Source organism: Virgibacillus oceani (assembly GCF_014638995.1).
Taxonomy (GTDB): Bacteria; Bacillota; Bacilli; order Bacillales; family Amphibacillaceae; genus Virgibacillus_E; species Virgibacillus_E oceani.
In genome coordinates, this window is record NZ_BMFR01000027.1 from 1 (window position 1) to 24,297 (window position 24,297).

The following is a 24,297-nucleotide window of genomic DNA, read 5'->3' on the forward strand; positions in this document are numbered from 1 at the left end:
TTAATCTGTTTTATTCGAAAAACATGAATGTTTTTCTTGACATACTGGTTGTTTTGTTCAGTTTTCAAGGAGCAAAATGGGCCTGAGTGGACTCGAACCACCGACCTCACGCTTATCAGGCGTGCGCTCTAACCAGCTGAGCTACAGGCCCAACATAATCAAGTTATAATGGAGCGGGTGATGAGAATCGAACTCACATCATCAGCTTGGAAGGCTGAGGTTTTACCACTAAACTACACCCGCATTTAAAATAAGAAAATCATAATCTATGTGTCTCGCTGGTCGGGAAGACAGGATTTGAACCTGCGACCCCATGGTCCCAAACCATGTGCTCTACCAAGCTGAGCTACTTCCCGATAAAATGGCGCGCCCGAGAGGAGTCGAACCCCTAACCTCTTGATCCGTAGTCAAACGCTCTATCCAATTGAGCTACGGGCGCTTCAGAAGCAACGTTTTCAAATATAACACATACAAACAATCATTGCAAGTATTATTTTCGATGCGGCCGAGAGGACTTGAACCTCCACGGGGTCGCCCCCACTAGGCCCTCAACCTAGCGCGTCTGCCATTCCGCCACGACCGCGTAAGCTTGACAAAATAAAACACCAAGAATATACACAGCATAATTTATTTCAGTTTGATGAGCCATGAAGGATTCGAACCTTCGACCCTCTGATTAAAAGTCAGATGCTCTACCGACTGAGCTAATGGCTCATGATGAATTACTAATCTATTATATGCGCCACCCAATTACGAGCTTCGTCAATCGCAGTGCGTCTTCTTTACAAATAAAAATGGCTGGGCTACCAGGATTCGAACCTGGGAATGACGGGATCAAAACCCGCTGCCTTACCGCTTGGCTATAGCCCAACTTATGGCGGTCCGGACGGGACTCGAACCCGCGACCTCCTGCGTGACAGGCAGGCATTCTAACCAACTGAACTACCGGACCCAACCGTATCATTTATTTATAGAAAAAAGATGACCCGTACGGGATTCGAACCCGTGTTACCGCCGTGAAAGGGCGGTGTCTTAACCGCTTGACCAACGGGCCAATAAAATGGCGGAGAAGGAGGGATTTGAACCCTCGCGCCGCTTACACGACCTACACCCTTAGCAGGGGCGCCTCTTCAGCCACTTGAGTACTTCTCCGTATGGCTCCACAGGTAGGATTCGAACCTACGACCGATCGGTTAACAGCCGATAGCTCTACCACTGAGCTACTGTGGAATAATAAGTATATCTCACGACACATACAAAATAATCGCGACGAAAAATATAATACAATAATATCAATTCTTTGTCAATTACTTTTCGCAAAAAATATTAATTTTTATCCCTTATGTACACTCTTTTTAAAGGGCTTATTTAATTTAACATGGAAGCCATCATTCGTCAATGGTTTATTAAGCGTTTTTTACACTTATCATCATTTTCTGCAACCATTTTATATGAAGCTAATTTCTTTCCGCAACTAATTTCCCTTTGCAGCTCCCGCATCTATACCTGCCGACATCAATCCTTCTTTTTCTCTTATAAATATGTCCACAGTCCTTACATCTATAATAATGTTTATATTCCCTTTTAGATGATGGCAAAGGGTTACAATGCCTGGGCGAACCAGTAGCTTTTAATAATTGTTTAAACTCAAGGTCACTATGTTTATATCCTTTCCCTTCTATATGAAGATGATAATGGCACAATTCATGTTTAACAATACCAATAAACTCGTTTTCTTCCATCTCAATAAAATACTTAGGGTTTAATTCAATTTTCTTTTTTGATGGAATATAGCGGCCACCTGTTGTTCTCAAGCGCGTATTAAATGTTACATCATGGATAAACGGTTTGTGAAAGAATTCTATTGAAAGATTATTAACTAAATTAAACAATTCACTATCATTTAAGAGATTCATTCGAAACACCCTTACAGATCATAATTTATTTTAGCATAGCATATAAAAGTAAATAAGATGCTTTTATCAAAAAATCTATTAATTAAACTCATTATAATTAAATATTGATTTTTAAATAGATTATATTATAATTGTATTTGAGAGATTTAATTTATATGAGGAGAGGGGATTTACATTGAGTAATAATAGAAAAACACTAACTACTGCAGCAGGAATTCCAGTTGGAGATAACCAGAACTCTGTTACTGCCGGCTCCCGCGGTCCAGTATTAATTCAGGATTTTCATCTGCTGGAAAAACTAGCACATTTTAATAGAGAGCGTATCCCTGAACGTGTAGTTCATGCAAAAGGCGCAGGAGCGTTTGGATATTTTGAGGTTACGAACGATGAGATTTCAAAATATACAAAAGCTGATTTCTTGAGTGAAGCTGGTAAACGCACAGATATGTTCATCCGCTTTTCTACGGTAGCTGGAGAACTGGGATCCGCTGATACTGTTCGTGACCCACGTGGTTTCGCAGTTAAATTTTATACAGAAGAGGGAAACTATGATTTAGTTGGTAACAATACACCAATTTTCTTTATTCGTGATGCAATTAAGTTTCCTGATTTTATCCATACTCAAAAACGTCATCCGCAAACACATTTAAAAGACCCTAACATGGTATGGGATTTCTGGTCATTATCACCAGAGTCACTTCATCAAATTACCTGGTTACATGGCGACCGCGGCTTACCTGCAACACTCCGTCATATGAACGGATATGGCAGTCACACATATAAATGGGTTAATGATCAAGGAGAAGCTTTCTGGGTGAAATATCACTTTGTTAGTGAACAAGGAGTAAAAGGACTTGATGTGGATTTAGCAGAGAAACTTGCCGGAGAAAATCCTGATTACCATACAGAGGATCTATACAATGCTATTGATCAGGGTGACTTCCCTGCATGGAAATTATACGTTCAAATCATACCTTACGAGGATTATAAAACGTATAAATGGGATATATTTGATGTTACAAAAACAGTTTCCAAAAAGGACTATCCGCGCATCGAAGTGGGTCGTATGGTGCTAAATCGCAATCCTGAAAACTACTTTGCTGAAGTTGAGCAAGCAGCATTCACTCCTGGTAGCTTCGTGCCTGGAATTGAGGCATCACCTGATAAAATGCTTCAGGGACGTATTTTCAGCTATGGAGATGCCCATCGTTATCGTTTAGGCGCTAACCACCAGCAAATCCCAGTTAACCGTCCTGTTAATGAGGTAAATAATAATCAGCGTGATGGGTATATGGCTGTTGATGGAAATGGTGGAAGCTCTCCAGTTTATGAACCAAACAGCATAAACGGTCCTGCAGAAGATCAAACGAAGAAAAGCAGTCCATTTGAGATAATGGGCGAGGCTGATAGTGTTGCTTACGATAGCGAGGATCACTATACACAACCTGGCGATCTCTATCGTATGATGAGTGCTGATGAGAAAGACCGTTTGATTCAGAACTTTATTAACCATATGAAGCCAGTGGAAAGCGATGAAATCAAATTGCGTCAGATCGAACATTTCTACAAAGCTGATCCTGAATGGGGCGAAAGAATCGCTCAAGGATTAGGCTTGCGTGTTCCAGAAGGCGTAAAATAAATCACCTAGCAATTAAAATAGAGAATAGTGCCCTTTCAGCACTATTCTTTATTTGTTATAAGAAAAGTAGACATGTCATTTGAACTGTGTACGAAATTCTGGACTCTCCTGAAAAATATAAAAATACCATTGAGCAGGATTAAACGGAAATACGTATAAACTTAATTGTACTAATAAAAACCCGCTGCATCTTTACCACCGAAACAGAACATGATTCCAACAGTTGTTGTTGTTCCATTATCCAAACGGCTAAAAAAAGACTAGGTGCCACAAACAGCAACTAGCCCTTCCTATTAATTATTTTCACTTTTAACCATTGACAAGGCAATACGGCCTTTATTGGAGTCAATTTGCTCAACCCAAACTGTAACGACATCACCAACTGCCGCAATATCCATTGGATGCTTTACAAATTGATTTGACATCTTAGAGATATGAACAAGACCGTCCTGTTTTACACCAATGTCAACAAAAACTCCGAAATCCACCACATTTCTTACAGTCCCCTGCATTTCCATTCCAGGCTGTAAATCTTCCATTGTAAGAACATTTTGTTTCAGCAACGGCCTTGGCAAATCATCACGCGGATCACGCTCGGGACGACTTAACGCACTCATAATATCAATTAGTGTCAGTTCACCAATATCAAGTTTTTCCGCTATTTCCTTTTTATTTACTGTCTTTAGCTTTTCTTGCAACGTATCGGTACCGATATCATTCAGTGAACAACCGAGCATTTTTAAAAGATCTGTTGTCTGATTGTAGCTTTCTGGATGGATCGGTGTGCGGTCTAATGTGTGTTCCCCATCAACAATGCGTAAAAAGCCTATACTTTGTTCATACGTTTTTGCACCTAATCGGGGTATTTTTTTCAATTGTTTACGATTCGTAAATTTCCCTTCCTCATTACGCTGGTTAACAATATTAGCTGCTACTGTTTTACTTAATCCCGAAACATATTGCAATAAAGAGGATGATGCTGTATTAACATTTACCCCTACCTGATTAACAGCCGTTTCAACAACAAATGATAATGATTCATTCAAAGACTTTTGACTAACATCGTGCTGATATTGTCCCACCCCAATTGATTTTGGGTCAATTTTCACAAGTTCGGCAAGTGGGTCCTGGACACGCCGAGCAATAGATGCGGCACTTCTTTCTTCAACTTGTAAATCCGGGAATTCCTCACGCGCTAATTTAGATGCAGAGTAAACACTAGCACCAGCTTCGTTAACAATAATATAAGGTACATTAAGCTTATGCTTTGAAATCACATCTGCAATAAATTGTTCAGTTTCACGTGAGGCTGTACCATTTCCAATTGCGATTAGCTCCACTTTATACGTATTAATGAATTCCATTACAATCTTTTCTGCACCAGCCGTATCGTGCTTAGGTGCAGTTGGGTACATTACACTTACAGAATGAACCTTACCTGTTTCATCAACTATAGCAAGCTTGCAGCCAGTCCTAAACGCTGGATCGACACCAAGTACTGTTTTCCCCTTCAGCGGCGGCTGCAGCAATAAGTTTTTCAGGTTCTTAGAAAAAACATCAATCGCCTGTTCTTCCGCTTTTTCCGTTAAACCATTACGTAATTCACGCTCAATCGATGGCTGAATTAAACGTTTGTAACTATCTTCAATCGCTGCATTTAAAATATCAACTATACCTTGATCAGCTTTTGGTTTAATAACCTTTTTCTTTAGGAATTGGACAATTCGTTCCATAGGTGGCTCGATTGAAACTTTTAGTACATCTTCTTTCTCCCCGCGATTCAAGGCTAAGATACGGTGTGATACCATCGACCTGACGCTTTCATCATAATCATAATACATCTCATAAACGCCTTTTTCATCCAGTTCAGCTGATTTTACCTCAGAATGAACGGTTCCGCGTTTATATGTTTCATCCCGAATATAATCACGATATTCAGGATCATCGGAAATCCACTCGGCTAATATATCATTGACGCCACTTAGAATATCTTCTATTGTATGTAATTCATGTTCTTCAGATAAATATTTCTCTGCTTCAGTTGAAATATCGAAAGACCCTTGACTCCATATTAATTCAGCTAACGGCTCCAATCCCCTTTCTTTGGCAATTGTTGCTTTGGTTCTGCGTTTCTGTTTGTATGGGCGATATAGGTCCTCTACCCGCTGCAATTGAACAGCTTCCGTAATTTCCTTTTCAAGTTCATCGGTTAACTTACCTTGTTCGTCAATCAAACGAATAACCTCTTGTTTACGTTCTGCTAGATTAACTGCATAGTGCCATTTGTCCTGAATTGCCTTGATTTGTACCTCATCAAGTCCTCCAGTTTGCTCTTTTCTATATCGGGCAATAAACGGTACTGTGTTGCCCTCATCCATTAGTCCAATAACTGTTTTTACGATGGTTGTTTTTACCTGGGTTTCTTTTGCCACCCATTCGGTCAGATTTTGCTCTAATTCAACGTTCACAGTTGCTGCCTCCTTTACATACATTTTCAGTTTACCAAAGTAACCGATGTTTTCCCAATAACAGCCTATTTAAAAGAACTATCTCGTAAATTTCGTTCCCTTTAATTTCGGAGTTTCCATAAAATGCGTTATTTTTTCTTAAATATAATGTGAGGATTCTCGCTCGAGTGAAGTGGATCCTCGCTCGAGTGAGACGGTTCTCGCTCGAGTGAGACGGGTTCTCGCTTGAGTGCAGCGGATCCTCGCTCGAGTGCGGTGGGTTCTCGCTCGAGTGCAGCGGATCCTCGCTCGAGTGCGGTGGGTTCTCGCTCGAGTGCAGCGGATCTTCGCTCGAGTGAGACGGATTCTCGCTCGAGTGCAGCGGATCTTCGCTCGAGTGCAGTGGGTTCTCGCTCGAGTGCAGCGGATCCTCGCTCGAGTGCAGCGGATCTTCGCTCGAGTGCAGCAGATCCTCGCTCGAGTGCAGCGGATCCTCGCTCGAGTGAGACGGATTCTCGCTCGAGTGCAGCGGATCCTCGCTCGAGTGAGACGGTTCTCGCCCGAGTGCAGCGGATCCTCGCTCGAGTGAGACGGGTTCTCGCTCGAGTGCAGCGGATCCTCGCTCGAGTGAGACGGGTTCTCGCTCGAGTGCAGCGGATCCTCGCTCGAGTGCGGTGGGTTCTCGCTCGAGTGCAGCGGATCCTCGCTCGAGTGAGACGGGTTCTCGCTCGAGTGCAGCGGATCTTCGCTCGAGTGCAGTGGGTTCTCGCTCGAGTGCAGCGGATCCTCGCTCGAGTGAGACGGTTCTCGCTCGAGTGCAGCGAATCTTCGCTCGAGTGCAGCGGATCCTCGCTCGAGTGCGGTGGGTTCTCGCTCGAGTGCAGCGGATTCTCGCTCGAGTTCTGCACGATGGCGCCCATTACACTACATCTCTCAAAAATTAAACCATCAAAAAGACCGACATCAAATGCCGGCCCTCTTATCCAACGTATCGCATTGCAATTAATGTTGTATCATCATTTCTTGCTTCTCCGCTTACATGTGCAAATGATTTTGTAATGTCATCTACCTTTTTATTTAAAAAGTATCTTTGTGATAAGTCTGAATCTGTTACGCCATCCGAAAACATAATGAAATTCATTTCAGGTTCTATTTTTTCAGTAACGACTTTAAACGGACGATGATAGCCTGCTAAATATCCCGCATTGGGAATGTTACGCTTCTTCTTGCCGTCTGCTGTTATTGTCATTACCCCAATATTTCCGATTGAGGAAAACGAATAACGGTTGGACAGATAATTTATTTTTAAAATACCTAATACGACCCCGCGTTTACCCAAAAGCTGCTCATTACTCTTTTTTATTAATTGTTCAACTGACGCATCAACATTATTTCTTATAATATCAACCACTGCCTGGGAGGATTCTTTTGCAAATTCCCCGCTGCCTAATCCATCTGCCAATGCACAAATAAATTCATTTTTGGATTCTGAATAGTAGTAACTGTCTCCGCAATGATAGTTCCCTTTTTTTGCTTTTTGGTAAACAGCTACTTGTACTTTATCCATATTCAATCCAAAACCTCCGAGCTTTCGGATTGAATTGCTTCACGAAGCTTCCTTAGTGCACGACGCTGTAATCTCGAAACATGCATTTGGGAAATACCTAATAATTCCCCGGTCTCTTTTTGACTTCTATTATCAAAATAGGTACATTGCAGGATTTGTTGTTCACGTTCGGATAGAATAGGCATAATCTTCTCTAATAACATTTTTTGATCAATATTTTCGTAGCCATTTTCTTCGTTTCCGACAAGGTCCAGTATAGCTACCGTGCTGCCATCAGAATCTGCCTCTATTTTACGATCAACGGATAAAGCTTTATAACTTTTCCCCATTTCCATCGTTTCTAATACATCTTCTTCCGAAACATCTAGATAGTCGGCTATTTCCGGTACTGTTGGAGATTTTTGATTCATTGTCGTTAATTCATCAACGGCTTTTTTTATTTTTGGCCCCAACTCTTTAATGCGCCGCGGTACATGAACACTCCATGTTTTATCACGGATAAACCGTTTAATTTCGCCAATTATCGTTGGTATTGCAAAGGATTCAAATGATTTACCAAATGTCGCATCATATCGTTTGACTGCTGCTAGTAGGCCAATCATGCCCACTTGGACCAAATCCTCATGAATACTGCTATTTTTAGAATATTTTCGAGCAATTGATTCTACGAGGTCTTTATAAGTAAGAACAATTTTCTCCTGTATTTCTTCATCAGCTGGCTGGCTTTGCAAATGTTCAATCCATTGGTAAACCTCGTCTCTTCCCTTATTGTGTGGTTGAGATTTGGTCGTCATCAAAATCCACCTCGGTTTCTTGAAGGTACTTCGTCATTAAAACAATAACACCATGGTTATTGTTAATCTCCACCTTGTCCATCAAGGCATTAATTAAGAAAAGTCCAAAGCCTCCTTCTCGAAGGTTTTCGACGGATTCTGTATGGTTATATGGACCGATTCCTCCTTTGACTTCATTCAAATCAAAGCTTCCACCGTGATCAGCCACCATTATTTCAAGACGATTTTCATATACTCCAAACCCAATTGTCACTTCACCCTCGTCTTCATCATTATACGCGTGTGTGACTGCATTGGTTATTGCTTCTGATATAGCGACTTTCAGATCCTCTATATCCTCATAGGAAAAACCCATTCTGTTAGCAACTCCAGAGATACTTAATCGAATTACCCCAACATATTCTGCTTTCGCGGGAACTTTCATTTCAATAAAATCGAATTTTTCCATCACTCACTTCCACCTCTTATCGCTGCCTTAATATCTATAATTTCGATTAGTCCTGTAATTTTAAATAAACGATATACACGGTCTTGCAAATTGATTAATTTGAGATGACTATTATTTTCTTTCGAGGATTTTAATGCACTTATAAAAATGCCTAATCCCGTACTATCCATGTAGTTTACATTCTCAAGATCAACCTCAACTATTTGACCATCTGCTTTTGTCAATGGCAATAGGGCTTCTTTTAATTGTGGAGCAGTATATGCATCAATTTCACCTGACAACGAGACTATTGACTTAATATTTTCTTCTGTTACCTCAATTGCTAAATTCATTTAACCATCCTCCATAATGAAAACTTACGAACATGTCTATCGATCATAATTTTACAATTTGAATATACGCTTATAATGTGTATATTCCCTGCTAAAAAAATAGTTAAACTTCTCTGCGTAATATGATTAAGGTAAAATCATCCCGTAATTGAAAATTCTGTAACCGTTCAAAGTGTTTATAAACGTGATCAACAATGTCCTGGGCAGGTAAATGGGCATAGCCTTTAATAACTTCCAGCACTTCCTCACTCTCGATAAAACGATCACCATCCCTGCATTCCGTGACACCATCCGTCAGCAGGATAACCATATCCCCTTTTTCAACACGCTGTTCATATCGTTCGTAATTAGCATCTGAGGAAACACCTAACACAAGACCTTTAGCTTCTATTTCTTCAAAAGTATCTTCCTTTTTACGGTAATAAAAGCCCGGCTCATGTCCTGCGGAGGAATAGCGCAGCTTCTGTTCAGATGGTATAAATTGTGCATAAAACATAGTTATAAACATACTCGGATCAACATTGCGAAAAACAACTCGATTTAAGTTTTCCAAAATGGCCTTTGGACTCATCGATTCTTCTGGCAAGCTATCCATCGAATATTTAATCATTGACATGCATAACGCTGCTGGTACTCCTTTACCAATCACATCGGCTATAGCAACACCAAGTGACCCATCCCTTCCTTTAATAAAGTGGTGGTAGTCACCATTCATTTGGTGTGCCGGTACACTTATTACACCAATGTCCAGACCATCAATTGAAGGTTTTGTTGTTGCAAGCAGTGTTTCCTGCATCCCAGCGGCTACAGCTATCTCTGTTTTTAATTCCAGCTGTTTTTCTCGTAACGTTTGATATTCCTGGTGTGCCATACCATACGAAATCATTGTTTCCAAAAGAAAATTCATGGAATGCCCTGTTTTTTCAGATAGGTTAGGATACAATTCTGATAATGCCTGAATGTGCAAATTTATAATTTCTTCTGGGGGCACATTATTTTTTATAAATAATTTACTGATCTGCTCAGCTCCATACAACGATTGTTCATCTTGAGTATCAATATACCGTTTTAATAAATCTTTATAATTGGCTGCATCTAAATTTACAGTGTCCATAAGCACTCCCCTTATTATGGAGTTTTCCATTCGGGTTTATTTTATTTGTTAAAGGCTGTCCCAATAAGTATGATTCCCCACTTGTAAGACAGCCTCCTTTTATTTTAACTATTAAGTTTGCCAGGTCTTATCTTACCCATTTCAGCGCCCTAATTTCAGTACCTTTGCCTTCTTCTGATTTAATATCGAAGTCATCCATCAGACGTTTTACACCTGGAAGCCCAGCACCCAAACCACCGGATGTTGAAAAGCCATCTTCCATAACCTGGCTAATATCCCGAATTCCAGGTCCTGAATCAATCGCGATCATGCTTATACCTTTTTGGTTGATATTATCAATTACTTCAAAACAAATTTGTCCTGTTTCAGCATATAAATAAATATTGCGGGCTAGTTCTGAAATTGCAGTTGCGATCCTAGCCTGGTCAACCGTTCCGAATCCAATTTCCCTTGCGATATCACGACCCATCTGGCGTGCTCCAACGATATCCCATTCCTTATTGATGTTAACACAGGATTGGAGACCCATAATTATTCCCCCAATTCCTGATGTAGTTTAATTAGGCCCTGCTCTAGATCTAATGCAGTTGGTACATTTTTTAGATGAATACCTAAATCAATTAATGTCATGGCAACTGCTGGTTGGATGCCTGTTAATACTACCTTTGCCCCCATAAGATCTGACATAGTAACAACGTCGCCCAAAACCTTTGCAATAAATGAATCTATTATTTCCACGGATGTTAAATCAATCACAACGCCAGAAGAACCACTTTGGTGAATTTTACTTAATAGGTCTTCCTGAAATTGTATTGCAGTATGGTCATCTATTTCTGTTTGAATAGAGATTAATAAATAATTGTGCAATTTCAAGATAGGTATCCGCAATTTTATCACTCCCCATTTAATGAATCTAACATTCTTCCGATGCTTTCCTCTTTTCCATCTAAATCAACAACTTTACGATTGGTTATTTCCAGTGCAGCGGTAAATCCTTTTCGGAGTGAGCTTTTAGTTGGGAATTTACCAAGATCAATGCCTAAATTTACAATTGTTTGAGCAATCTCAGGGCGAATACCTACGAGAATACAGGTTGAACCAATCAGGCGAACAGCCTCTGCAGCCTGAATAATATGATGTGCAACCATTGTATCAACAACAGGAACACCTGTAATATCGATTAATACAACCTCAGCATTATGCCTGATTACCCCCTCAAGTAAATTCTCCATAATTAATTTCGCACGTTCAGTATCAATTGTTCCAATTAAAGGCATTACCGTAATGCTATCCATCACCGGGATGAGAGGTGCAGATAATTCTTGAAGAGCAACACGCTGCAATGATACGATATGCTCCCAGCTGCCTGAATACTCATTTACTAGCTGACGTATAATCGGCTCGACCCACATATCAACACTTTTCAGCACATTGGAAATGTAAGTTGAATCAACTTGATCAGATTGGCTGAGAATATAATCAACCGTAACTCTTCTAAATACTTGAAGTCCATCTGTAATATAACTGAGCGGCCACCCTAGGTTTATTAGTTTCTCAGAAAATTCCTCAAGAGAAATAGAAGCCCCTTGCTTTTGAATACTTGAAAATATAACATTAACAAATTCCCTATTGGTATTCTCAAACAATTCGTCAGATATGGATGAAGTGTAATTTCCATCCTTCAATGAATCAACTTCGTCCAGCCACATATGTACAATTGTATCGCTATTATCTATTACAATCTTTTTGAATTTCCCGTCCATTGGTTAACCCCCCAAAATAACTGTTTTTACTATTGTCACATGGTACCCGAATATTGCGCAAATTATTTTAATGATTGTATGCATTGTTCCTTATCTTATTGTACCATAAAGCCGGGTTTCGTTCAGTAAGGGGGGATTTTATCCATAAGAAAAACCCCTGTTTTCTATTTAACAAGGGGTTGACTATTGTCCGTACATTTCTTTTAGTCCAAGGCTTATTTCCAATGCATGATCAATTTTATCCATCATTTCATTATCTAACTTTGTAATTTTATCTGTTAGCCTTTGCTTATCTAATGTTCTAATTTGCTCTAGCAATATAACTGAATTGCGATCAAAGCCATAGCGTTTTGCGTTTATTTCTACATGAGTTGGAAGTTTTGCCTTTTGAATCTGTGCAGTGATAGCTGCAACAATCACGGTGGGGCTGAATCGGTTTCCAATATCATTTTGCAGGATCAGCACTGGGCGTATGCCCCCCTGCTCTGATCCAACTACAGGGGAAAGGTCAGCGAAATATACTTCGCCTCTTTGAACGATCAAATTGTTACACCCCGATCACAGAGCGCTCTAAGGTGTTTTTTTCCGCCTCCTCTTCAGCTTGAAAAGCCTCCGAAGCGATAGTTAGATTAATTCTAGCCATTTCCGTGTATCCTTTTTGCATTGATTCGCGGAACTGTTGGATATGCTCATCTTTTTTGGATTCTAAATAGTTTCTCGTTGCTTGACATATGAAGTCACTCAAATCTGTATTTTCATACTTCATTAATCCATCCACCTCATTTAACAGGTTTTTTGGTAACCTTACTAAAATTTCCTGTAAGCTCTCTGACAAAACCATACACCTCCGCCAACTGTTGAACGACCGATATAAAATTCATCTTTTATCATATCATTGTACACTATGCTTTGCAAAGGCTTGGGGAGAAATTTTTAAAAAAATAACTGGTTTTCTCGTTTAAATTTTCATCACCGTGGTATATATATTTATTTTAGGATATAAATATTATGCAATTTTATCGTAAAAAAATTTCTTGATGGTAGTTTTTGCTTTATTTGCTAAGATTATACCTTATCCGATGGGTTGCTGTTAAAATGGATTATTTTTGTAAAAAAAATAAAAAGCAGACCCCCTCTCCTTAAGAGTCTGCTTGAGATGCATTCATTTATTTCACTGCTTTTCCCTGTACAGATTTTGCTACTTCAATTAGTTCTTCTTTAGTTAAATCTTCACTAGCCAGGTAAAAGTCCATTCCATTGCTGCTCCATTAAATGGAGTTATCAGAGATCGCCCCAATTGTATGCCCGAGGTTTACAATTTCTCCAGTTACCTCTTGCGGGGAGGAGAGTGTTGGAACTACTTCTTTTTTCTCTTCAATTAACGTGAAATTCTTCTCACCTTCATAAGTCATAACTACCCGCTGTCCATTTTCCAGGTCTACTTCCTTCTTTTCAGCCAATTCACTTCCTGTTGTTTCAGTTGGAAGCACTACTGTAAATGGATCAACGGTTTCATTTGCAGACGCTGATGTTTCTGTGGCACCACTTGTCATATTTTTCTCCAAGGCAAAATCATCACCCTTGAAACTTGGATTTGTATCAAAGTTATTGAATTTCACTTCAACCAGCGCATTTTTATCTTTGTCCAATACTTTAACAAGTTTAGGAGTATACGATTTTTTATCAATATGAATTTCTTGATATGGCAAATTATTATTACTTTGATAATTTGTTTTTGTTTGGAAGACGTATGCAGCGTCGGTTACTTTAAATGTAGCCTCGTTATCTTTCACAATATCTTGTACAAGTGACTGAAATAAATATGGCTGGCTTGTTTTCTCCGGCCAATCCCGCTGAAACTTGAAGCTTTTATTTAATGCAGGGGTTAGGACGAATACGCCGTCTTCATTTTTCAATATTATTTGATTGCCCTTTTCATCTTGATTGTTTTTTAACGCTACCCGATAAAAGTCCTTTTTCTTGTGCCAAATATCGAGCTGGTATTTTAGACTTTCAGGTCCAGTGTTCATTTTCATTTCTGCTGCAGCCTTATATCCGTTCATATTTTCTAGCTTGTCTTCTAATTTTTTCACGACATCTTCCTGGGATTTCTCACCACAGGCAGCTAGTAACAGGATTAGGCCAAAGGCAATTGCTATCCAGATACCAAATGTTTTTTTCATGGACATATCTCCCTTGTCTCATTTCCGGAACTAAGTACAGACTATTTATCGCCTGAATTAATAAGCGGATCAGAATATACACTATCCACTTGCTCACGTACAGAATTCCAATTAGGACAAAGGGAACCTCACCATCACTAACAAAAATGTACAATAGACTGCTCTGACTGCATAAAAACGAGCATGCATTACTAAACATAGATGCTTTTTCGTATGGCTAGTACTATTTTTACTACCTCACATTCTTCCCCCCTTGCTTTAACGTCAAAAATATTATCCATCCATACAAATTTCATGCATACTGTCACAGTCTTAACCCGTACATTAATTTGTGGCGAAACTTCCTTATGTTCCCTCCTACCCGCACTAAAATATATGAGACAACCTTGACAAATATGCAAAATCTCCTATTAGTTATTATCTTCTATCACAACCTGAGCCATCGCATACTCCTTACTGTGTGTGATGGATATAAAAATGTTATCATCGTTAAATCCTTGAACGATTATTCTTGGAGCACCTTGTTCATTCGGCAAAATTTCGATATGCTGAAAACTCAGCTTTCCAATTCCGGTTCCTGCCGCTTTAGCAAATGCCTCTTTTGCCGCGAACCTTCCAGCAAGATATTCAACCTTGCGCATTACACCAGTTAGACTACTATATAATTCTTGCTCCTTATCTGTTAGAATTCGTTTAATAAATCGCTCATTATGTTCTATTTTCTCTTGTATTCGGTTTAATTCAATAAGGTCAATTCCTATCCCTTTTATCATAAATGCCCAACCTTTCTTCTAAGGAATATTACGATTAAACAATAATAAGCTTATTATTGTATTGTGTTTTAGTTTTTTAGTACTCTAATAATGGTCATACTATGAAATAATATTGCTTAAACTAATAATAACAATTTTATATTGAGGGGAATAACTATGTTCATTCGCACGGAAAAAAATTTGAAAGATTTCATCCGATTTTATCCAATTGTATCCACCCTGGTGATTATACATCTAGCATTATGGTTTTTTATAAACTTCTTGCAGCTGCCAATTGGACTCCGTTTTTTTCAATGGGGGGCGGGATACAACCTAGGAATACATAATGGGGAATACTGGCGTTTGGTGACACCAATTTTTTTACACGGTGATTTTATGCATGCGTTATTTAACTCATTCTCTCTCGTATTATTCGGGCCAGCTTTAGAACAAATGCTGGGAAAATTCAAGTTTCTTGTTGCCTATTTTGCAGCTGGAATCATAGGGAATCTTGCAACCTATCTTATTGAACCGACCGCATTTTATTCCCATATTGGTGCATCTGGTGCTATATTCGGTTTGTTTGGGGTCTATGTATATATGGTATTGTTTAGAAAAGATTTAATCGACCAAGCTAATGCACAAATTGTTATGGTCATTTCCATTATAGGATTAATTATGACCTTCTTGCGTCCTGGAATAAACATTTATGCACATATTTTTGGATTTATTGGCGGATTTGCATTGGCAAGAATACTATTATCAAATGTGAAACCATTTTCTCCTTGGCGCAATCAATCCAATAGAAATGATGGAAACCCAGTTCAATTTAACTCTAACCGATGGAATAAAAGGAGAGTATTGCCTAGAGGAACTGGAAAAACAGCAATATGGATTGTGTTGGGAATTCTTGTATTATTAGGAATCATGAGTAGAATATTGTAAAAACAAGTCAACAGAATCATCACTTCTGTTGGCTTGTTTGTTGTTTAACGATAAGAATACCAATCTGCCAGACGGTTTACATCCTCAATTTCGAGATCCTTTACTCTATAATGTCTGCCACCTAAATCGGAAACAATCGATAATATAGGGGTTGCAAGTTTTTGTTCTTTTTGAATCTTATGCTGACTTATTTCAAATGACTGAACCCTTTTGTGAAAAACTACAACAGTCTTTCGATTAAGCCGCCGATACCTTATAGTTAATTGTTCATCATCAATGCAGAAACCACCATCCTTGAACCTTAGAAATCCAAGGTACATACTTGCAATTAATAGGATAAACGGAATCCAGCTAAATTGCGGCCAAAAGTATACGACCCCGGCAATCAGCAAAATAATCGGATACATGGAGCGCAATAAATAAAATTTCTTAGCCCGCTTCGGCAACTCAACCAAATCATCCCTATTTGAAATATATTCTGGAAGAAACTTTTGCAAAAAAGCATCTATCTTGCTAGTTTTTATAATTGGGAATAGTACAGAGGAAAAATCCTCACCCTTTTCCAACGATCCTCCTGCCACTTCTGCATATATGCTTGCGTACCCTAATGGCTGCCGTAAAATACTTTCATCAATTCCAATTGCCTGAATCCGCTTCAATGGTATAGTCAGCTGTTTTTTCTCTAGTAAACCCCTCGTTATAAAAAGTTCATCATTATTTCTCGTAATTGTAAAATTCCCGTACTTTATCATCGTACCCGCAATTCCAAGCAGCCATATCAACACTAAAATGGCAATTGCAAGCAATATGATGACCGTAATACTTAGCTTAATTATCATTTGATACGTATTGTCATAAAACGCATCCGGAATAAATTGCTCTATCTCGGAAAATAAAAACGCAAGGATTGCTAGGATAATACCAATGCTTCCCGATGTTGTTCCTGCTAAAAATAACTGTTTAAACTCAATCTTAGCAGAAGGCTTACGTATGTTATCTGTTTGTTCATCGAAAAGCATGGATTTTTGTTCCGGGATTTCCTTTAGTTCTTCCCGCAGTTGTTTACCTTCCGTTAGTTTAACCGCCTTTAATGCTGCCTCTGCCCCAGTTCCACTTCCCGCAGTTTCGATTTTTACGCTTACAAGCTTAAACAGGCGATGAATTATCCCTTCTGTTAAGTCAATCGACTGAATGCGATTTTTCGGAATGTAGCGTTTCTTACGAACAAGGACTCCATATTCAATTCTGAGTTCTTCATCCTCTATTCGATATGTATAGCGGTACCAGGATAAAATACTAAATGTAATCAAACCTATCAACAATACCGCAGATGCTAGAATAAAATAAATAAATGCTTCATTCCTTAGTGCAAAAAAACCGGCACCGATAGGAAATATCGCCTCTTTTAACGTTTTTATAAAGTTGAAAAAAATTACCGCCGGGTGAAGTCGCTTTTCCTCAAACATCATCTTCATCCACCCTTGCTAATGCTGATATTTTATCCCTAAGCGTAGATGCGTCTTCTTCTAACAAGGCAGGGATTTCATGTGTGGTTGCTGCAGTTGATATCGTAACACTCGCAAGCTGATACTTTTTCAAAATGGGGCCTTGCTTTGTATCAACATGCTGTACTCTGATCATGGGAACCAACGTACGCGTCACAATAAATATTCCATGCTGTATATAAATTTCCTGATCAAACACTTCATATCGCCATCTTTTAAAGCGAACCTTTGGAAAAACGAATACAAACAAATATGTGCTGATGCTGCAAATGATTATCACTAAACCAATATACCAGAGTGGAAAATCAAAAATGATTGAAACAATAAATCCCGCAATTACTACTGCCCATACAATCCCCATAAAAATAGCTTCGGAAATTTTCCAAGCCTTCACAGCATCCCTTGCAATTGTGTTCTTGGGTGGTTGTCTCATATTAACTCCTCCATTCGATGGACCATCTACCTCTACCAGTTATACGAATGCATCTTCGGAAAGGTTTCCTAAGAAAATTAGCAGCAATGTCAAATGACGCTGTCTGCGCCTTTTATACGAACAACAATTATTTAGTGTAGCCTTATATAATCAAAAAAGCTCCTGTATGCTAGGAGCTTTTGTTTTTAGTATTAGTCACGATTTTTTCGTTTTTGAAAGTTACCTTTACGATTGCGGCCACCTTGATTTCTTCCACCTTGGGAGCGTCCGCCTTGGCCACCGCGTCCTTTTCCTTTGCCATAGTAATTGCGCTTGCCGCCACGACGGCCATTATCCTTGCTTCTCTGCGCTTTTTTAACACTAATTGGCTGTACAGACGAAATTTGAACAGGTGTATTTCTTCGTTCTTTTGTTAATAGCTTCAGCGCTGCAGCAATAATCGTAACTGAATCATTCTCTTGGAGTAATTCGCTTGCTGTTTGATGATAGGAATTTAAATCTTTCTTTTCAATTGTTTTTAATATTTTATCAACAGCTACCTGCTGCTGTCCGCGTTGTGCTTCCTGGTTTGTTGGCGGCATTAGACGTTTCATCTTACTCTTAGTAACTTTTTCAATCAAATGCAAATGAGCTATTTCTCTAGGTGTAATGAAAGATATTGCTTCTCCGGTACGACCTGCACGTCCAGTACGACCAATGCGATGCACATAGCTTTCCGGATCCTGTGGAATATCAAAGTTGTATACATGTGTTACACCGGATATGTCCAGGCCGCGTGCAGCCACATCTGTTGCCACTAATACTTCTACGCGCCCATTCTTAAATTTGTTAAGAACTGACATTCGTTTGCCTTGAGTCAGATCTCCATGGATACCTTCAGCACGGAATCCACGAACCTGTAATCCTTCTGTTATCTCATCCACGCGTTTTTTAGTCCTTGCAAAAACGATTGCCAATGCAGGTGCATGAATATCCAAATGATTGTTTAACGTATCGAACTTATATTTTTCAGGAACCTCTACAAAATATTGATCGATATTCTCAACAGTCATTTCTTTTGCTTTAACTTTAATTTCTTCCGGATTCTTCATTAACGTATTGGCAATTTCACGAATTTCCTTTGGCATTGTTGCAGAGAATAACAATGTTTGCCTTTCTTCTGGAATCCCTTTTAATATATCGCGAATGTCGTCGATAAAACCCATGTTAAGCATTTCATCGGCCTCATCTAAAACAGCGGTTTGTACGTTATCAATACGAATTGTTTTCCTTCTCATATGGTCAAGCAATCGTCCTGGAGTTGCAACGACGATATGCGGGCCATCCTTTAATGCACGAATTTGTCTTTCCATGTGCTGACCGCCATAAACTGGCAAAGTACGTAACCCTTTAAATTTGCCTAACCGATTTATTTCCTCTGCAACCTGAATCGCCAGCTCACGTGTCGGGGCTACAACCAACCCTTGAATTTTACGGGTGGATTTCTCGATCTTTTCTATCATCGGAATACCAAATGCGGCGGTTTTTCCTGTACCGGTCTGTGCTTGTCCAATTACATCTTTCCCTTGCATAGCAAGTGGAATTGTCTGTGCCTGAATCGGTGTTGCTTCCTCAAAACCCATTTTTTCCAATGCCTTCATAATGGGTTGGGAAATACCTAAATCATAAAATGTTGTCACCTTAATAGTCTACTCCTTTTTTCCTTAAAGATTTATTCGCATGAACCAAAAGCATAAAAGCTAGTTAAGTGTTATATATATTATATTTTTACCATAAAAAAAGGCATCCTTCTTTCTCAGAAAGGGGGCCTCTCTTGAAAATTCATGCATTTATTAACAGTTACTTTATCATAACATATATCCCATTACGATATCTACTAATTCTTAAAATGATTTTTTAACGATTGAATGGTAAACTATAATGGTAAAATAACTATAAACATGATTTTCATGGGAGGTTGTTTATGCGTATTCCTCCGTTTAATCCATACATAGCGGTTGTAATTGGGGTAATAGCTGTATCATCATCGGCAGTCCTAGTTAAACTAGCAGACAGTGCACCAGCTCCTATCATTGCAAATTATCGAATATTATTTGCCGTTATTATTATGGCACCTTATATTTTCATCAAGTATCGCCATGAGTTTCGTACGATTCAAAAAAAAGACTGGATTCTTTGCACATTTGCCGGAATATTTTTAGCGTTTCATTTTATTCTCTGGTTTGAATCATTAAATTATACATCCGTCGCAAGCTCTGTTGTTCTTGTTACGCTGCAGCCTATTTTCGCTTTTTTGGGAACGTATTTGTTTTTTAAAGAACGCTTTTCCCCAGGCGCGGTGATCAGCATGGTGATCGCATTATTAGGAAGCATCATCATCAGCTGGGGGGATTTCCGGATAAGTGGGATGGCTTTCTTTGGCGATATTTTAGCATTACTTGGGGCCGTTACCGTAACCGCCTACTTTTTAATGGGACAAAACGCTAGAAAACGTTTATCGTTAATGACATATACCTTTGTTGTATACGGAATAAGCTCCCTTACATTAATTCTATACAACCTGATTTTACAAAACCCATTTTTCGGATATCCTGCAAATAATTGGTGGGCATTTCTTGCATTGGCAATTATCCCGACTTTTTTTGGACATACATTGTTCAACTGGGCAATAAAATGGGTAAGCACCTCGACAATCTCAATGGGTATTGTGTTCGAACCAATTGGTGCATCCATTCTTGCTTATTTCATCCTTGATGAACAAATTACCGGATCACAATGGTTAGGCGGGACAATCGTATTATCCGGTTTATTTTTATTCATCATGAGTACGTCTAGAAAGCGGAAGGTAACGATTTCTCAGAAAAAAATATAGTTATATAAAATATTTCAACAATCATTTACATTAAACTGATATACTTGAACCATCTTAATTAAAGTAGGTGAGGTCATGCGAATCCAACTAATGACAGATGGTGGAGCCGATGTACCGAAGAAATTATCCGAGTCACTAAAGCTTATTGTGATACCGCTTTATTTGCATTTTCAAGATGAGCAATATAAAGGCGGTGCAGACATAGATTTACCAAGTTTTTATCAAAAAATTAAAGAGGAAAGTGAACTTCCCAGGTCATCTGCCCCAAGTCCAAATGATTTTTATCAGGCATATAAACAGGTGAATCCAGATGTACCTATTATTATGTTGAGTTTAACGAAGGGCTTAAGCAGTACGTATGAAAATGCCGTTCAGGGAAAAGAAATGCTTCTAGATGAACAACCAACCCGTCAAATTGAAGTAATAAATACAAAGACAGCTACTTGCGGGCAAGCCCTGCTGCTCCATGAGGCTGAAAAAAAGCTTAACGAAAATTATTCATTTGAAGAACTTGTCACACATCTGTATGAACGTGTTGAACACATAACAACATTATTTGTTTTAAAAACACTTGACAATTTAATTCGCGGGGGACGATTAGATAAAGTTAAAGGTGCCATTGCCAAAACCCTTAACATTAAATTACTGATGCGCGGCAGTGAAGAAGGAACAATAGAGGTCTCTGAAAAAGTAAGAGGTGACAAGAAATCCATACGCCGTTTCATCGAACAGATTGGTGAATATACGAAAAATGTTGAAGATAAGGTGATTACGTTAACACATTGCAATGCTGAAGAACGCGCGAAAAAAGTATTGACTGAAATACGAAATAAATATGCGTTTAAAGATGCCTATATAACAGAAATGGGACCATTAATTTCAACCTATGCCGGTGAAGGCGGACTTGTCATATCGTTTTTTAGGGATTAATAAGAGGACTATATGGACTGAACAGAACCGTATAATAAAAGGAGTAGTGCCACCAGGCTTTCTACTCCTTTTCCTTTGTCAAAAATTGATAAATCATCGTGTTTAATGTGTCCTTATCATTTCCTAAACAGATAAGGTGTCTTGACCGCTCAAAAAAAACGACCTCTTTTCGCTTTGATGTAATTTCTTTATTCAGATAGTAAGCTGTTTTGTATGGAACCATTCCGTCCTGTTGGCCTTGTGCGATCATTACAGGCGATTCGATATTTTTTAAGTATGGTTTGGTGAACTTAACTAATTTCAAAAATTCCAGATTTGCTTTAAAAGGTACAGCACCCAATTTTTTTTTGTAATGCAAATACAATTTATTTTGCCTTAGCTTTCCTTTAAATCCATCGGCAACAACCTCGCTAATGTCACGGCAAATTTGTTTAAACGATAAATATTTTCCTGCTGTAGCCAGAAGTACCAATTTATCCACTTTATATTTTGCTGTTAAATAGGAGGCGATCATTCCGCCCATCGAAAACCCGATAAGGTACACTTCATCATATCTTTCATTTAACTTTTTCAGAGAGTCCTCTGCAGCAGCAATCCAATTTTTATGGGAGACATTTTCAAGTGCAAGTTTTCTTCCATGACCAGGAAGTGTTGGTACTTCAATGTGCCAATTGGTATTTTCTTTTAAATACGTTGATAATGGTTCAACTTCATATGGTCCCCCCGTGTAGCCATGTATAATTAAACATGCAATCATATCGATTCTCCTTAATTGTTCTTTAGTGTGCGTTCAAAAAGTGATGAATGTACCGTAAAATTCAAGGTGGCGTCGCTTTGAAGAATAATTTGATGCATTTACATATATGAGGACCGGAAAACAAGCCAACGAACAAAATCGGGCTTTTATTTTCACCGGACTTTTTGAACATCTTACTTTCTTTTACCCGTTTCGTACAAGATTTATAACCCGTAATGATTTATTCTTTCTTAATCTGTTTCCATCATTGTTCGATTTTTCCAGTCTAAATTAATGATTTAAAAAGCTGATGGGTATGATTCCGCATCAGCTTTTACAAGAAACAATTTACATGTTTTTCATTATAGAGCCAAATTGTTTAACCACCGGGGAGACTTGCTGCACTGTATTTGCAAGCTTTCCAACGGTTGAAAACATTTTATCGAGATCCATCTGCCCATTTTTATCCTGGAAATAAGAAACAAGACCACTTGACTTTGGCGGTGGATATGGTGTTGCGTTTGGCTGCATATACGTATACCAATCGCTTGGCTGCTTCGGTTTGGCAAATTGTTCGAATGGTGTTTTATAATATGGCGGCGGATTTTGGGGCTGATACTGCAAATAATTCCATTGCTCGGGATGCATATATGAATTGCCGTAATAAGTATTGTACGGAAAGGGCTCATTAAAATTGTAGGGTCTATTAAACATAACAATACACCTCTTTTTGCACTTTCTTGTATTACAATATGCCACAATACCTGCTAGTGTGATTTATGAACTATAATTAATTTTTTCCAAAGCTTTGTTTTCCGATACCCAAAGCATGCTTTAGTTTGCTTTTTTGCATTCCCAATATTGGTTCGCCATCAATGAACGTAACAGGTGTACCAAATATTCCTTTCCCTTGTAATTCTTTCATATATTCAGGGTTTTCCGTAACATTTTTCTTTTCATAATTGATATCCCATTCATCCAATTGATCCAATAACCTATTATTGCGCTGACAATTGCTGCTTATATATATTAAAACATCTTTTTTGCTCATTGTTATTTCCTCCTACTGTGGTTCATACTATTGATTACCCAGCAATGTAACAGTTTAAACATTAATATTACATTGCTGTTACATTTCATTTACACAAGCTGCTTACTGAAACGCAACTAACAATTACAAAAAATCCATTTATTACTGTAACCGTTATTAAACAAAGCAAAACGCTTTATCTAAAATTAGACAAAGCGTTTTGCCTTGAGGGTCCCCCCCAAGGAAGGGCATAAGTCTACCGACTGACTTATGCATATAATTAGAGCAGAGACATCATCCCATATATCCCTCTATTATCATATCTGCTTTTTTTATCACATGCTATGACATAAATCACAGGTAAATGTTTTTCTAAAAAATTTCGCTACAGCTTTCGTAACGATAATCCTAATTTCTTTAATAAATTTATTGCTTGTTTTCTTTCTTCATCACTTAATTCACTCATCAATTCCTCAATACGCTGCCAATGCTCCGGGAAAATTAAATTTAATAGTTCCCGTCCCTTATCTGATATGGAGGCAAAGGTACTTCTTCTATCATCGGGACAAGGTACTCGTACCAGATATTCCTTTTTTTCAAGTTTATTTACGATATATGTAATGCTGCCACTTGCAAGTAAAATTTTTTCGCCAATCTTCTGCATCGGCTGATCTCCTTTATGATAAAGCAGTTCTAATACTGCAAAATCGGTTAGATTCAACCCCCTTGATTGGATATCTTCTTCAATTTTCTCCATAATAACACGATATGTTTTCGATAAAACTACAAATAACTTTAATGACGTATCTTGTTTTTTCACTAATAAAGTACTATTTTCTTTCGTTATCAATGTCAACTACACCAACTTCCGATCTATAATTTTGTATAATT

General features: G+C 38.5%; 25 protein-coding genes and 11 tRNA genes. 4 read left to right on the forward strand and 32 right to left on the reverse strand.

The features are described from left to right. Positions 1–77: 77 nt before the first annotated feature. The 12 genes from IEV74_RS18420 to IEV74_RS18475 form a co-directional block, all read right to left on the reverse strand. Positions 78–151: transfer RNA gene (locus tag IEV74_RS18420), tRNA-Ile, on the reverse strand. A gap of 18 nt (positions 152–169) precedes the next feature. After that, a tRNA-Gly gene (locus tag IEV74_RS18425) sits at positions 170–243 on the reverse strand. Between the two features lie 36 nt (positions 244–279). Continuing rightward, a tRNA-Pro gene (locus IEV74_RS18430) sits at positions 280–356 on the reverse strand. 6 nt (positions 357–362) lie between these two features. Continuing rightward, positions 363–439 (reverse strand) — tRNA-Arg (locus IEV74_RS18435). 61 nt (positions 440–500) lie between these two features. Beyond that, a tRNA-Leu gene (locus IEV74_RS18440) sits at positions 501–583 on the reverse strand. A 58-nt stretch (positions 584–641) separates the two neighbouring features. Further along, a tRNA-Lys gene (locus IEV74_RS18445) sits at positions 642–714 on the reverse strand. Between the two features lie 81 nt (positions 715–795). Further along, positions 796–870: transfer RNA gene (locus IEV74_RS18450), tRNA-Gln, on the reverse strand. A 5-nt stretch (positions 871–875) separates the two neighbouring features. Beyond that, a tRNA-Asp gene (locus IEV74_RS18455) sits at positions 876–952 on the reverse strand. Between the two features lie 30 nt (positions 953–982). Continuing rightward, positions 983–1,054: transfer RNA gene (locus IEV74_RS18460), tRNA-Glu, on the reverse strand. Positions 1,055–1,061: 7 nt separating this feature from the next. Continuing rightward, positions 1,062–1,152 (reverse strand) — tRNA-Ser (locus IEV74_RS18465). Positions 1,153–1,155: 3 nt separating this feature from the next. Further along, a tRNA-Asn gene (locus IEV74_RS18470) sits at positions 1,156–1,230 on the reverse strand. A 227-nt stretch (positions 1,231–1,457) separates the two neighbouring features. Beyond that, positions 1,458–1,916: a SprT family protein gene (locus IEV74_RS18475; RefSeq protein WP_188456836.1), complete on the reverse strand. Its 459-nt coding sequence runs from the start codon at positions 1,914–1,916 to the stop codon at positions 1,458–1,460. 175 nt (positions 1,917–2,091) lie between these two features. On the opposite strand from IEV74_RS18475, the gene IEV74_RS18480 reads away from it, so the two are divergent. After that, on the forward strand, positions 2,092–3,555 hold the full coding sequence (locus IEV74_RS18480; protein WP_188456837.1) for a catalase: 1,464 nt from the start codon (positions 2,092–2,094) through the stop codon (positions 3,553–3,555). A 293-nt stretch (positions 3,556–3,848) separates the two neighbouring features. Here IEV74_RS18480 and IEV74_RS18485 read toward each other — a convergent pair whose 3' ends face one another. From IEV74_RS18485 to acpS, 13 genes are all read right to left on the reverse strand, one after another. Continuing rightward, positions 3,849–6,023, reverse strand: coding sequence for a Tex family protein (locus IEV74_RS18485; protein ID WP_308419016.1), 2,175 nt, complete (start codon positions 6,021–6,023; stop codon positions 3,849–3,851). A 958-nt stretch (positions 6,024–6,981) separates the two neighbouring features. Beyond that, positions 6,982–7,569 carry a SpoIIE family protein phosphatase gene (locus IEV74_RS18490; protein ID WP_188456860.1) on the reverse strand — a complete coding sequence of 196 codons (588 nt, stop codon included), beginning with the start codon at positions 7,567–7,569 and terminating at the stop codon, positions 6,982–6,984. A 2-nt stretch (positions 7,570–7,571) separates the two neighbouring features. Next, positions 7,572–8,363, reverse strand: coding sequence for an RNA polymerase sigma factor SigB (sigB, locus tag IEV74_RS18495; protein ID WP_188456839.1), 792 nt, complete (start codon positions 8,361–8,363; stop codon positions 7,572–7,574). After that, positions 8,335–8,811 (reverse strand): anti-sigma B factor RsbW, encoded by a 477-nt coding sequence (gene rsbW, locus IEV74_RS18500; protein WP_188456840.1) that lies wholly within the window; start codon positions 8,809–8,811, stop codon positions 8,335–8,337. Before rsbW ends, sigB begins: the two co-directional genes overlap by 29 nt. Next, entirely contained in the window at positions 8,811–9,143 is a 333-nt protein-coding gene (locus IEV74_RS18505) for an STAS domain-containing protein (protein WP_188456841.1), read from the reverse strand. Before IEV74_RS18505 ends, rsbW begins: the two co-directional genes overlap by 1 nt. 103 nt (positions 9,144–9,246) lie before the next feature. Beyond that, the gene (locus IEV74_RS18510) at positions 9,247–10,257 is read right to left on the reverse strand and encodes a PP2C family protein-serine/threonine phosphatase (RefSeq protein ID WP_188456842.1); all 1,011 of its coding nucleotides are present in this window, start codon (positions 10,255–10,257) and stop codon (positions 9,247–9,249) included. Positions 10,258–10,384: 127 nt separating this feature from the next. Continuing rightward, the gene (locus tag IEV74_RS18515; RefSeq protein WP_188456843.1) at positions 10,385–10,786 is read right to left on the reverse strand and encodes an anti-sigma regulatory factor; all 402 of its coding nucleotides are present in this window, start codon (positions 10,784–10,786) and stop codon (positions 10,385–10,387) included. A 2-nt stretch (positions 10,787–10,788) separates the two neighbouring features. Further along, complete coding sequence (locus IEV74_RS18520; protein ID WP_308419017.1) at positions 10,789–11,145, reverse strand: STAS domain-containing protein; 357 nt, start codon at positions 11,143–11,145, stop codon at positions 10,789–10,791. 5 nt (positions 11,146–11,150) lie between these two features. Continuing rightward, positions 11,151–12,020: an RsbT co-antagonist protein RsbRA gene (gene rsbRA / locus IEV74_RS18525; RefSeq protein ID WP_188456845.1), complete on the reverse strand. Its 870-nt coding sequence runs from the start codon at positions 12,018–12,020 to the stop codon at positions 11,151–11,153. A gap of 183 nt (positions 12,021–12,203) precedes the next feature. Continuing rightward, complete coding sequence (locus tag IEV74_RS18530) at positions 12,204–12,563, reverse strand: type II toxin-antitoxin system PemK/MazF family toxin (protein ID WP_099156473.1); 360 nt, start codon at positions 12,561–12,563, stop codon at positions 12,204–12,206. A gap of 4 nt (positions 12,564–12,567) precedes the next feature. Then, on the reverse strand, positions 12,568–12,855 hold the full coding sequence (locus IEV74_RS18535) for a CopG family ribbon-helix-helix protein (protein WP_188456846.1): 288 nt from the start codon (positions 12,853–12,855) through the stop codon (positions 12,568–12,570). A gap of 433 nt (positions 12,856–13,288) precedes the next feature. After that, positions 13,289–14,203 (reverse strand): LolA family protein, encoded by a 915-nt coding sequence (locus IEV74_RS18540; protein WP_308419018.1) that lies wholly within the window; start codon positions 14,201–14,203, stop codon positions 13,289–13,291. A 410-nt stretch (positions 14,204–14,613) separates the two neighbouring features. Beyond that, a complete protein-coding gene (acpS, locus tag IEV74_RS18545) occupies positions 14,614–14,976 on the reverse strand; it encodes a holo-ACP synthase (protein WP_188456847.1) in 363 nt (120 codons plus the stop codon). 180 nt (positions 14,977–15,156) lie between these two features. Between acpS and IEV74_RS18550 the strand changes: the two genes are divergently transcribed. Beyond that, entirely contained in the window at positions 15,157–15,900 is a 744-nt protein-coding gene (locus tag IEV74_RS18550) for a rhomboid family intramembrane serine protease (RefSeq protein ID WP_308419019.1), read from the forward strand. Between the two features lie 44 nt (positions 15,901–15,944). On the opposite strand, the gene IEV74_RS18555 is transcribed toward IEV74_RS18550, so the two are convergent. The 3 genes from IEV74_RS18555 to cshA all read right to left on the reverse strand — a co-directional run bounded on the left by IEV74_RS18555 (position 15,945) and on the right by cshA (position 19,517). Continuing rightward, positions 15,945–17,369 carry a PH domain-containing protein gene (locus tag IEV74_RS18555; protein ID WP_229683251.1) on the reverse strand — a complete coding sequence of 475 codons (1,425 nt, stop codon included), beginning with the start codon at positions 17,367–17,369 and terminating at the stop codon, positions 15,945–15,947. After that, a complete protein-coding gene (locus IEV74_RS18560) occupies positions 17,359–17,838 on the reverse strand; it encodes a PH domain-containing protein (protein WP_188456849.1) in 480 nt (159 codons plus the stop codon). Before IEV74_RS18560 ends, IEV74_RS18555 begins: the two co-directional genes overlap by 11 nt. Positions 17,839–18,029: 191 nt before the next feature. After that, a complete protein-coding gene (gene cshA, locus IEV74_RS18565; RefSeq protein ID WP_229683252.1) occupies positions 18,030–19,517 on the reverse strand; it encodes a degradosome RNA helicase CshA in 1,488 nt (495 codons plus the stop codon). 284 nt (positions 19,518–19,801) lie between these two features. On the opposite strand from cshA, the gene IEV74_RS18570 reads away from it, so the two are divergent. Then, positions 19,802–20,710: a DMT family transporter gene (locus tag IEV74_RS18570; RefSeq protein ID WP_188456850.1), complete on the forward strand. Its 909-nt coding sequence runs from the start codon at positions 19,802–19,804 to the stop codon at positions 20,708–20,710. 75 nt (positions 20,711–20,785) lie between these two features. After that, positions 20,786–21,640: a DegV family protein gene (locus tag IEV74_RS18575; protein WP_188456851.1), complete on the forward strand. Its 855-nt coding sequence runs from the start codon at positions 20,786–20,788 to the stop codon at positions 21,638–21,640. Positions 21,641–21,701: 61 nt separating this feature from the next. Here IEV74_RS18575 and IEV74_RS18580 read toward each other — a convergent pair whose 3' ends face one another. From IEV74_RS18580 to IEV74_RS18595, 4 genes are all read right to left on the reverse strand, one after another. Then, positions 21,702–22,397, reverse strand: coding sequence for an alpha/beta hydrolase (locus tag IEV74_RS18580; protein ID WP_188456852.1), 696 nt, complete (start codon positions 22,395–22,397; stop codon positions 21,702–21,704). Between the two features lie 327 nt (positions 22,398–22,724). Continuing rightward, the gene (locus IEV74_RS18585) at positions 22,725–23,090 is read right to left on the reverse strand and encodes a YppG family protein (protein ID WP_188456853.1); all 366 of its coding nucleotides are present in this window, start codon (positions 23,088–23,090) and stop codon (positions 22,725–22,727) included. 76 nt (positions 23,091–23,166) lie between these two features. After that, a complete protein-coding gene (locus IEV74_RS18590; protein WP_188456854.1) occupies positions 23,167–23,427 on the reverse strand; it encodes a glutaredoxin family protein in 261 nt (86 codons plus the stop codon). Positions 23,428–23,791: 364 nt separating this feature from the next. Beyond that, the gene (locus IEV74_RS18595; RefSeq protein WP_308419020.1) at positions 23,792–24,253 is read right to left on the reverse strand and encodes a MarR family winged helix-turn-helix transcriptional regulator; all 462 of its coding nucleotides are present in this window, start codon (positions 24,251–24,253) and stop codon (positions 23,792–23,794) included. Positions 24,254–24,297: the final 44 nt, after the last annotated feature.

Excerpts from the sequence above, each read along its gene's own strand:
- IEV74_RS18475 (WP_188456836.1), bottom strand. The coding sequence starts at position 1,916 with ATGAATCTCTTAAATGATAGTGAATTGTTTAATTTAGTTAATAATCTT.
- IEV74_RS18510 (WP_188456842.1), bottom strand. The coding sequence starts at position 10,257 with ATGGACACTGTAAATTTAGATGCAGCCAATTATAAAGATTTATTAAAA.
- sigB (WP_188456839.1), bottom strand. The coding sequence starts at position 8,363 with ATGACGACCAAATCTCAACCACACAATAAGGGAAGAGACGAGGTTTAC.
- IEV74_RS18540 (WP_308419018.1), bottom strand. The coding sequence starts at position 14,203 with ATGAAAAAAACATTTGGTATCTGGATAGCAATTGCCTTTGGCCTAATC.
- rsbRA (WP_188456845.1), bottom strand. The coding sequence starts at position 12,020 with ATGGACGGGAAATTCAAAAAGATTGTAATAGATAATAGCGATACAATT.
- IEV74_RS18515 (WP_188456843.1), bottom strand. The coding sequence starts at position 10,786 with ATGGGTCTCCAATCCTGTGTTAACATCAATAAGGAATGGGATATCGTT.
- acpS (WP_188456847.1), bottom strand. The coding sequence starts at position 14,976 with ATGATAAAAGGGATAGGAATTGACCTTATTGAATTAAACCGAATACAA.
- IEV74_RS18555 (WP_229683251.1), bottom strand. The coding sequence starts at position 17,369 with ATGATGTTTGAGGAAAAGCGACTTCACCCGGCGGTAATTTTTTTCAAC.
- IEV74_RS18580 (WP_188456852.1), bottom strand. The coding sequence starts at position 22,397 with ATGATTGCATGTTTAATTATACATGGCTACACGGGGGGACCATATGAA.
- IEV74_RS18590 (WP_188456854.1), bottom strand. The coding sequence starts at position 23,427 with ATGAGCAAAAAAGATGTTTTAATATATATAAGCAGCAATTGTCAGCGC.
- IEV74_RS18570 (WP_188456850.1), top strand. The coding sequence starts at position 19,802 with ATGCGTATTCCTCCGTTTAATCCATACATAGCGGTTGTAATTGGGGTA.
- IEV74_RS18575 (WP_188456851.1), top strand. The coding sequence starts at position 20,786 with ATGCGAATCCAACTAATGACAGATGGTGGAGCCGATGTACCGAAGAAA.
- IEV74_RS18585 (WP_188456853.1), bottom strand. The coding sequence starts at position 23,090 with ATGTTTAATAGACCCTACAATTTTAATGAGCCCTTTCCGTACAATACT.
- IEV74_RS18490 (WP_188456860.1), bottom strand. The coding sequence starts at position 7,569 with ATGGATAAAGTACAAGTAGCTGTTTACCAAAAAGCAAAAAAAGGGAAC.
- rsbW (WP_188456840.1), bottom strand. The coding sequence starts at position 8,811 with ATGGAAAAATTCGATTTTATTGAAATGAAAGTTCCCGCGAAAGCAGAA.
- IEV74_RS18505 (WP_188456841.1), bottom strand. The coding sequence starts at position 9,143 with ATGAATTTAGCAATTGAGGTAACAGAAGAAAATATTAAGTCAATAGTC.
- IEV74_RS18560 (WP_188456849.1), bottom strand. The coding sequence starts at position 17,838 with ATGAGACAACCACCCAAGAACACAATTGCAAGGGATGCTGTGAAGGCT.